Origin of the sequence: Vibrio sp. OPT46 (genome assembly GCF_015163535.1) — a bacterium.
Taxonomy (GTDB): Bacteria; Pseudomonadota; Gammaproteobacteria; order Enterobacterales; family Vibrionaceae; genus Vibrio; species Vibrio alginolyticus.
The window spans coordinates 7097-9753 of sequence record NZ_JADDYG010000648.1; the positions used below are offsets into that span (position 1 = coordinate 7097).

The 2657-nt window shown below is 43.8% G+C and carries 2 protein-coding genes; both read right to left on the minus strand.

All coding sequences use genetic code 11. The features are described 5' to 3' along the window. Nucleotides 1–84 precede the first annotated feature (84 nt). Nucleotides 85–795, minus strand: a complete 711-nt coding sequence (locus tag IQR33_RS24065) for a hypothetical protein (protein WP_005389354.1) — start codon at nucleotides 793–795, stop codon at nucleotides 85–87. Nucleotides 796–881: 86 nt separating this feature from the next. Next, nucleotides 882–2657 (minus strand): EAL domain-containing protein (locus IQR33_RS24070; RefSeq protein WP_193844131.1); only part of this gene is annotated, 1776 nt, incomplete at its 5' end.

The following is a 2657-nucleotide window of genomic DNA, read 5'->3' on the forward strand; positions in this document are numbered from 1 at the left end:
CGATCTAAAACGTGATCACCTTATACCCAAGCACCAAGAAAGCACTTGGATATAAGCTGTCTAGCTTTGTCTTTAGAATAGAGGTTAAGCCGCGAGAGAGAATAAACCTTGCAGGCTCGTCATCGACGCGAGCGCTAGCAACAAGGCAACGCTCAGCTGCACCTTTTCTGGTTTCTTATGCGTAAAAATATGCCAACACCACACAATAATTGAAGAAATTAGCATAGCTAAAGACAGCAAGATCGGCTGTGTCGCAGCGTTTAGTGTGGCTTCATTTAACTGGTAAGAAGCAAACAACGTTGCGATGACTAATAGCATTCCAGACACAATGCCCGTAACTGGTAAAATACGGTGAAATGCCTGTAATCTGCTGCGAGCTATCGTAAGCAGCAATTGAGAAAATGACGCCCCAAGGAAAAATATCATTAGCGCCATCGCTATCGATGCTGGCCAGCTTGATTGCTCAAATACTTGAATACTCACATACGCAAAGGCCAAACCATTCGCTAAATGCATCGCCCATAGTGGCCCTTTTTCACGCGTTTTCTTGGTTTGAACCTGAGAATAGAAGTAGAAAATAGCAAACACGATCATAAATGCTTCAATGCGAAGTGACGCAACAGCGAGCCACAATACAGCTACTGCAGGCAACATTTTATGAAGACGTCCTCGCTGACCAGGACAAATATCGCCCTTGATTAGAAGCAAAGTCAGTAGCGCTTGTGCGCCAAATAGCATCGGAGGGAAAGTAACCAGCAATTGTTGAATCATGTTGAATGCACGCTCAAAAGTCATTTTGGGGGGCGATAATATCAAATCAACTATCGCCAAACCACCGAAAGTCGGCCCCCAAATGAGCTAAAACGGTAAGACAATTTTATTCACAGAGAAGCAAGATACTTCAACGCGTCTTCCTGCGTTAAAACTCCACGGTACTCTTCTTTGGTATTACACAATACCCAAGGGAAACGAATGCCGGTTTTAACCAACTCTCGAATAACAGAGACAGGTAAATCCTCATCAACCAACACAAATTCGGTGCTCATTATCTGATTAACAGGACGCTTCCAAATTCTGCTTTCTCGTTCAGTTTCTCGCTCTGTGCCCATCGAGGGCGTTAGGTGTAAATTCACCGTCTCTTTCGTAATTAACCCAACACAACGATTTTCATTGAGAACAACTAAAGGCAAGCTTGGATTCAAATTCATGTACTCCACTGCCAAGGAGAGCGGTTCTCCAGGGTCCATAGACCTGACTTGTTCATGGCTCAAAGATTGCAACACATCACTTTGCTTAGGCTCAATCGCGATGTCAGAGAACAGATGCTCATAACTGTCCGCTTTATCCATCAAATCGACAGGCACGGCAGCAGAAAATAGAAAGCCCTGCATGTAATCGACACCGATTTCTGCCAATACTTGAAGTTCTTGCTTAGATTCCACGCCTTCAGCAACCACTTTTACATTCATTTGCTGTGCAAGCTCGGTGACCATTTTCACAATGTTATAGCTGGTGCTCCCTTTATGAATGTTCTTGATGAATTTTCGGTCTATTTTCAGTAAATCAAACTGCCCTTTTTCTAGATAAGAAAAAGAAGAATACCCAGTACCGAAGTCATCAATCGCGATCTCAATGCCCTCTTTCCGCACTTCCTCTAGAGCTCGAGTATGCTCCTCATCTTGTTCAAAATACGCGGTTTCTGTTAGCTCGATAGTTACTCGCTTAGGGTCTACACCACTGGCTTTAATCAAATCATGCGACCGCTGAAGGATCTGAAGAGAATCCAATTTCGTATTGAGGGAGCGATTGATGGTCACGCCCACTTCCTCGCCATAAATTTCTTGTAAGCGCGGAAAGTGCTTCAACGCAGCTTGGCAGACCACATCATCAAGTGCCGCTATGAGTTCTAGATCTTCAATAATAGCGATCATCTTTTGCGTACAATACGCATCATTTTCATCATAGAAGCGTGCGAGAGCCTCGAACTTAACCACTCTTCCGGTTTGAACGTCGATAATCGGTTGAAAGTAAACGTCCACTAGCCCACTCTCTATTTGCGCCTCCAAAAACGCCTCGAGATGTTGGCGCTTCACTAATTCAGAGTGAAGTTCACTGTCGTAAAAGTTGAAATAGCTACCTTCACCGGAAATAGAGGACAACATCGCTTGCGCTGCATGTGCTAGCGCTTGTCTTGGTCGGTTCGTATCATAGCCAAGGATTGACACACCAGTTTGGCCTTTAACGATAGTGGCATGCATTTTTGTGCCCATTTCATTTCTAAGCTCATTAAAGAACCCTTTCATGGCAATTTGGATCAAACGAACCGGGCTCAACCATTGACAATGAGGGGTCTGCAAGCATACGACAAACACATCCCGAGATAACTGCCCCGCAATACTGGTGTAGCGACTTCGCATAATAAAATCTGCAAAACCTAATTGCTGTTCAAGCAAGTATCTCTCCGAAAACTTGGGTCTTAGTGTCATAACAATGTTGAGTTCTTTATTTCTGCTTTCATTCGCTAAGGTAGCTAATTGGAGTTCAAATTCTTTCCTCGTTGGTAAAAAGGCAGCCCAATCATGCTGTTGTTCACAACGATTTTTCATCCACAACAACGAAGCAGAAATATCCGTAGAAAATCCGAGATAAAGAATTCG

What these genes read in the sequence shown, in the direction of transcription:
- IQR33_RS24065 (WP_005389354.1), bottom strand. Translation starts at nt 795, where the DNA reads ATGACTTTTGAGCGTGCATTCAACATGATTCAACAATTGCTGGTTACT.